The sequence below is a fragment of the Trinickia sp. genome (assembly GCF_036503415.1).
Classification (GTDB): domain Bacteria; phylum Pseudomonadota; class Gammaproteobacteria; order Burkholderiales; family Burkholderiaceae; genus Trinickia.
Window position 1 is genome coordinate 1 of record NZ_DASXWY010000219.1, and the last position, 1,742, is coordinate 1,742.

Below are 1,742 nucleotides of genomic sequence, written 5' to 3' on the forward strand. Positions count from 1 at the left end.
GGGCCGGTCCCGCACTGTCTTTGCTAGAATTCGAACCATGCCTAAGAGTAACGATCGCATCAACCTGACCAACCAGTTCCTGATCGCCATGCCGAACATGGCCGATCCCACGTTTTCAGGGACTGTGGTCTATCTTTGCGATCACAGCGATCGCGGAGCGCTCGGCCTTGTCATCAACCGGCCGACCGACATCGATCTGGAATCGCTTTTCAGTCGCATCGATCTCAAACTCGAAATCGAACCGCTGTTGCACGTGCCCGTCTATTTCGGCGGCCCGGTGCAGACCGAGCGTGGCTTCGTGCTGCACGAGCCCGTCGAGGGCAGTGCCTACACGTCGTCGATGTCGGTCACGGGCGGCCTCGAAATGACCACCTCGAAAGATGTGCTCGAGGCCGTCGCGAGCGGAAAAGGGCCGCAGCGCTTTTTGCTGACGCTCGGTCACGCCGGCTGGGGTGCGGGTCAGCTCGAAGAGGAAATCTCCAAGAACGGCTGGCTCACTGTGGAAGCCGATCCGCGCATCGTGTTCGATGTGCCGGCGGAAGAGCGTTTCGAGGCTGCGCTTGCATTGCTCGGCATCTCCGCATCGATGCTTTCCGGTGACGCAGGGCACGCATGAGCAAACCGGTCGGGCGTGAGGCGACGCTGCTTGCGTTCGACTACGGCGAAAAGCGCATCGGCGTGGCCGTCGGCAATATGTTGACGCGTCAGGCGCGCGCGCTGGTTGTCGTGCCGAACACGAACCGCGAGTATCGTTTCGAAGCGCTCGGCAAGCTGATCGGCGAATGGAAACCCGATGCACTCGTCGTGGGGTTGCCGCTGCATCCCGACGGCACGCCGCACGACATGACCCGGCTCGCCAAGCGTTTCGGCAATCAATTGAACGGCCGCTTCAATCTCCCGGTGGCATGGGTCGACGAGCGCTACAGCTCGGTCCAGGCCGCCGCCGATTTGCGCGATGCCGGCGTGCGTGTCGACATGATCGATGCCGAAGCGGCCCGCATCATTCTTCAACAATATCTGGACGGACTTTCCGATGAGCTGCATTGACGCCGAAGCGTCTTATCGCGTTTTGCTCACGCAAATCCGCGATGCATACGGCCACCTTTTCGGCAGTGCCGACGCGCCGGAGCTGGCGGGTATCCATAGCGGCGGCGCGTGGCTCGCGAAGCGGCTCGCGAGCGATCTGGGCATCGAGCGGTTCGGCGTGATCAATGTGGCCTTGCATCGCGACGATTACGCCAAGAAAGGCCTGCATAGCCAGGCGAGCCCCACGTCGTTGCCGTTCGATGTCGACGGGCGGCGCATTGTGCTCGTCGATGACGTGCTGTACACCGGCCGAACCGTGCGCGCCGCGATCAACGAACTCTACGATTACGGCCGCCCGGCGGCGATCGAGCTCGCCGTGCTGGCGGAGCGCGGCGGCCGGGAGTTGCCGATTGCGGCGCGTTTCGTCGGCGCCCATGTGGAGCTCGCCGACGACACCACGCTCGTGCTTGTGCGCGAGGCGCAGGGCGAAGGCGATGGCGATGGCGAAACCGACCGCTTCACCTTCCGTACCGAGCCGCGTACCGATTGACGCGATCGACGCGATCGACGCGATTGACGCGCGCACGCTCATGCACGCTACCCGACCCACGTTTGCAGCAGGCAGAATATGAACACCGTCACCCCGGGGCAGGCCGACCATGCAACTTCGGCAGACCGTTTTCGCTACGGTTTCCTGAAGGGCAATCCGCAACTGA

The 1,742-nt window shown here is 63.0% G+C and carries 3 protein-coding genes; all 3 read left to right on the forward strand.

Annotated elements, in window-relative coordinates; translation table 11 throughout:
• Window positions 1-37: 37 nt before the first annotated feature.
• The 3 genes from VGL01_RS24955 to pyrR are packed head-to-tail and all read left to right on the forward strand — an operon-like array spanning window position 38 to window position 1,576.
• Window positions 38-616 carry a YqgE/AlgH family protein gene (locus tag VGL01_RS24955; protein ID WP_173256358.1) on the forward strand — a complete coding sequence of 193 codons (579 nt, stop codon included), beginning with the start codon at window positions 38-40 and terminating at the stop codon, window positions 614-616.
• Window positions 613-1,047 carry a Holliday junction resolvase RuvX gene (gene ruvX / locus VGL01_RS24960; protein WP_173256359.1) on the forward strand — a complete coding sequence of 145 codons (435 nt, stop codon included), beginning with the start codon at window positions 613-615 and terminating at the stop codon, window positions 1,045-1,047. The genes VGL01_RS24955 and ruvX overlap by 4 nt, the downstream gene beginning before the upstream one ends.
• Window positions 1,034-1,576 carry a bifunctional pyr operon transcriptional regulator/uracil phosphoribosyltransferase PyrR gene (gene pyrR, locus VGL01_RS24965; protein ID WP_331574181.1) on the forward strand — a complete coding sequence of 181 codons (543 nt, stop codon included), beginning with the start codon at window positions 1,034-1,036 and terminating at the stop codon, window positions 1,574-1,576. Before ruvX ends, pyrR begins: the two co-directional genes overlap by 14 nt.
• The last annotated feature ends 166 nt before the right edge of the window (window positions 1,577-1,742 follow it).

Bases quoted from the DNA above. Each gene is read 5' to 3' on its own strand.
- ruvX (WP_173256359.1), top strand. From the start codon at position 613: ATGAGCAAACCGGTCGGGCGTGAGGCGACGCTGCTTGCGTTCGACTAC.
- pyrR (WP_331574181.1), top strand. From the start codon at position 1,034: ATGAGCTGCATTGACGCCGAAGCGTCTTATCGCGTTTTGCTCACGCAA.
- VGL01_RS24955 (WP_173256358.1), top strand. From the start codon at position 38: ATGCCTAAGAGTAACGATCGCATCAACCTGACCAACCAGTTCCTGATC.